Below are 2,549 nucleotides of genomic sequence, written 5' to 3'. Positions count from 1 at the left end.
TTATCTACGGAGCAGTATTAAATACTAGACGCGAAGGCAAGCTCACTGACTTCGATGTGATAAATGATAGCTAATCATTTATCAATGAGAGATACAAGGCGCGAAGCTTGCTCGCGCGAAAAGCGTAGCTTTTAAATTGTAAGCCGGAATTTATCTCGCGCTTTTAATTTTAATTTGTAAATATCGCGTTGATGCTGGCAACCAAAATATGAATTACTTACTCAAAATACGTGTATTTATTTTCTGATATTTAAATAAATGCATCCATATTTGGTAGTTGTATTATTTGCTCACTCAGCTTATTTGCAGCTTTATTAATTATTTTTATGCACAAATCAATGTGTGCTAATTCAGCAGAAGATAAGTTATTTTTAACAGCAGAAACTTTAGCCGTATCAATTGCGGCTAATACAGAATCAACGGTTTGACTCATAAGTAGTTGCATCCGTGGTAGTGAAATAGCAAATTCATCAGCAAAATCAGCTAACATGTAAGCTGTAATCTCATTAGTAAAATTGCCCGCACTTTGCGAATTATGCTCACCCACTGACATAGCATAACACCTTGATATTTTGGGCTGTAAATAGCCCATATCACGGTCAATGCTTCCCTGCTCAATAATAGCCTCTATATTTACCAAGTCGTAAAACGGCGTAAGCTCTAAACCATTTTTACCAACAAAAAAACTAATGTTTTTGCCATGAGCATCGTAATTACGTACTAAAATATTAAATGTCATCCAACGAATAAGCTGAGCCTCATACGCTTGTACATTCGTTGTTTTAACATTAAAGAGTTTTGCAAAAGAAACGCCATCTCGAATATAAATACCATCCCCATCATCACCATGCTGACGCTCATATTTATAAGAAGGAGGTAAGTTAGTGGCTTGGCAACCATCAATAATATGACGACGTAATACACGGCTTTGATCTTGTGTAACGCGCCTATCAAAGCGATCTATTACAAATACTCTTATATCTGCGTAAGTGCGCAACTCAACATGGGGAACATTGAGCCCCGACTCTTTTGCCAAAAGCATGGTAAAAAGTTCATTTACTGCAATGAAAGGCGCGGTACCTGTTTCAAATTTAAAAATTTTATTAGAACATAGCTCCCCTTCACCAAATCCTAATTTACTATCGATTTCGAGTAGGTTTAGTTTATCTTGAACGCCAGCAACAGAGAGCCGAGTTCGGCCATCCCAATGAGTAATTGGCTCTCCAACTTGTACAAAGCGTTTAAGTTTTTGGCTTAGCTCGTCACTAGGGTCTGCTGTTCTTTCAAGGTTAAATTTGCAGCAGCCTGTTTGGTATTTAGGCAAGGCAGAGCCTATGCAGTGTGGTTATTCCCCATAAATGGGCGATAACGTAGCATTAATGCCAAACAGGCGCTGCCCGAAGGGTTCTTCCTAGGAGCTATTTACTCTTTGTTGCTCGGTTTTTACTTAGCCCACTAGGTTGCAAATCTCGCGTCGCGATTAAATAGCTCCTAGTTTGGACAAATTTTAATCCGCAAAGATCAACAGACCCTAGTTACTTCACGAAAAGATGTTTGCTTTAAAGTACTGTTACTTGCTCTAAACGACAAAGCGCCTGACGTTTCCTCGCCAATTACTTTAATCAAACCAAACGTATTATTTTTAGAGATAGTAGTACTACTTATAATCTCATCAAGACCTTTGCCCTCGGGTAATAAGTTTTGTAAATAATTACGCACATCACGTGAGTCAAAATCACCATTGAGCGGTAAGTGTGGTGAAATAGCAAAACCCTTATTAATCCACTCAGGCTCATAGGTAAATGCAATTTCATTTTCAGAGCCTATATCAAGGGCTATCGCACCTATCTTCTGCGCATGCCCAATAAATACCTCTAAGCTATTTTTTTTAATACCACTGCTCATCGCTCACCTCATCCTTATTATTGTTATTGTGGTGCGACTCGTCATCACTGACAAGGCTAAACGACAGCCCCAAGTATTCCATCACTTTGAGTACATTAAAAAACTGCACATTCACATCACCTTTTTCTATTTTTATCAGCGTAGGCTTTGAAATATTAAGTGCTTGCGATACATCAACCAGCGTAAGCTTCATGCCTGTTCGCTTTGAAGTAATCGCTTTAGCGAGTCGCACCGACGAAAACGGCTTTGATAGATCAGGCATTTCAGTGCGTTTAACAACTCTTCCAAGTGTTTTTTTTGCTGGTAATTCACTCATTAAAGGTCAACTATAGTTTACTTATACAATTTATTTTAGGGTAGCCTACCCAAAAGTCAAATATAACTTACTTTTAAGTTTGAACGTATATTTACCTTCTATAAGTAAACTTTACTTTATTTATAGAGAGTAAAATAAAACCACAACCCCATAAGTAAAACATAAGTTACTTATGGGAAGTTAATGACATTTTGAGCTTAATAGCCAAGCTCAACACCTGTAGATACCATCTCTCATTTTAAGCTTCAAGGCCGTATTTAACTTTCTTGGAGCTTAAACGCTTCCTGGTTTTTTATTACACCAAAACATATATGAATTAGCTTTCGCA

3 protein-coding genes are annotated in these 2,549 nt (G+C 37.7%); all 3 read right to left on the bottom strand.

Translation table 11 applies throughout. The features are described 5' to 3' along the window. Positions 1–250: 250 nt before the first annotated feature. The 3 genes from H5159_RS20670 to H5159_RS20660 all read right to left on the bottom strand — a co-directional run bounded on the left by H5159_RS20670 (position 251) and on the right by H5159_RS20660 (position 2,221). The gene (locus H5159_RS20670; protein ID WP_259399137.1) at positions 251–1,324 is read right to left on the bottom strand and encodes a HipA domain-containing protein; all 1,074 of its coding nucleotides are present in this window, start codon (positions 1,322–1,324) and stop codon (positions 251–253) included. Positions 1,325–1,521: 197 nt separating this feature from the next. Further along, positions 1,522–1,905: a HipA N-terminal domain-containing protein gene (locus H5159_RS20665; protein WP_259399136.1), complete on the bottom strand. Its 384-nt coding sequence runs from the start codon at positions 1,903–1,905 to the stop codon at positions 1,522–1,524. Beyond that, the gene (locus H5159_RS20660; RefSeq protein ID WP_029751611.1) at positions 1,889–2,221 is read right to left on the bottom strand and encodes a helix-turn-helix domain-containing protein; all 333 of its coding nucleotides are present in this window, start codon (positions 2,219–2,221) and stop codon (positions 1,889–1,891) included. The genes H5159_RS20665 and H5159_RS20660 overlap by 17 nt, the downstream gene beginning before the upstream one ends. Positions 2,222–2,549: the final 328 nt, after the last annotated feature.

It is taken from the genome of Pseudoalteromonas sp. SG43-1 (genome assembly GCF_014164415.1).
Classification (GTDB): domain Bacteria; phylum Pseudomonadota; class Gammaproteobacteria; order Enterobacterales; family Alteromonadaceae; genus Pseudoalteromonas; species Pseudoalteromonas distincta.
The sequence above is the reverse complement of the archived record's forward strand: the minus strand, read 5'-3'. Positions and strand labels throughout refer to the sequence as shown.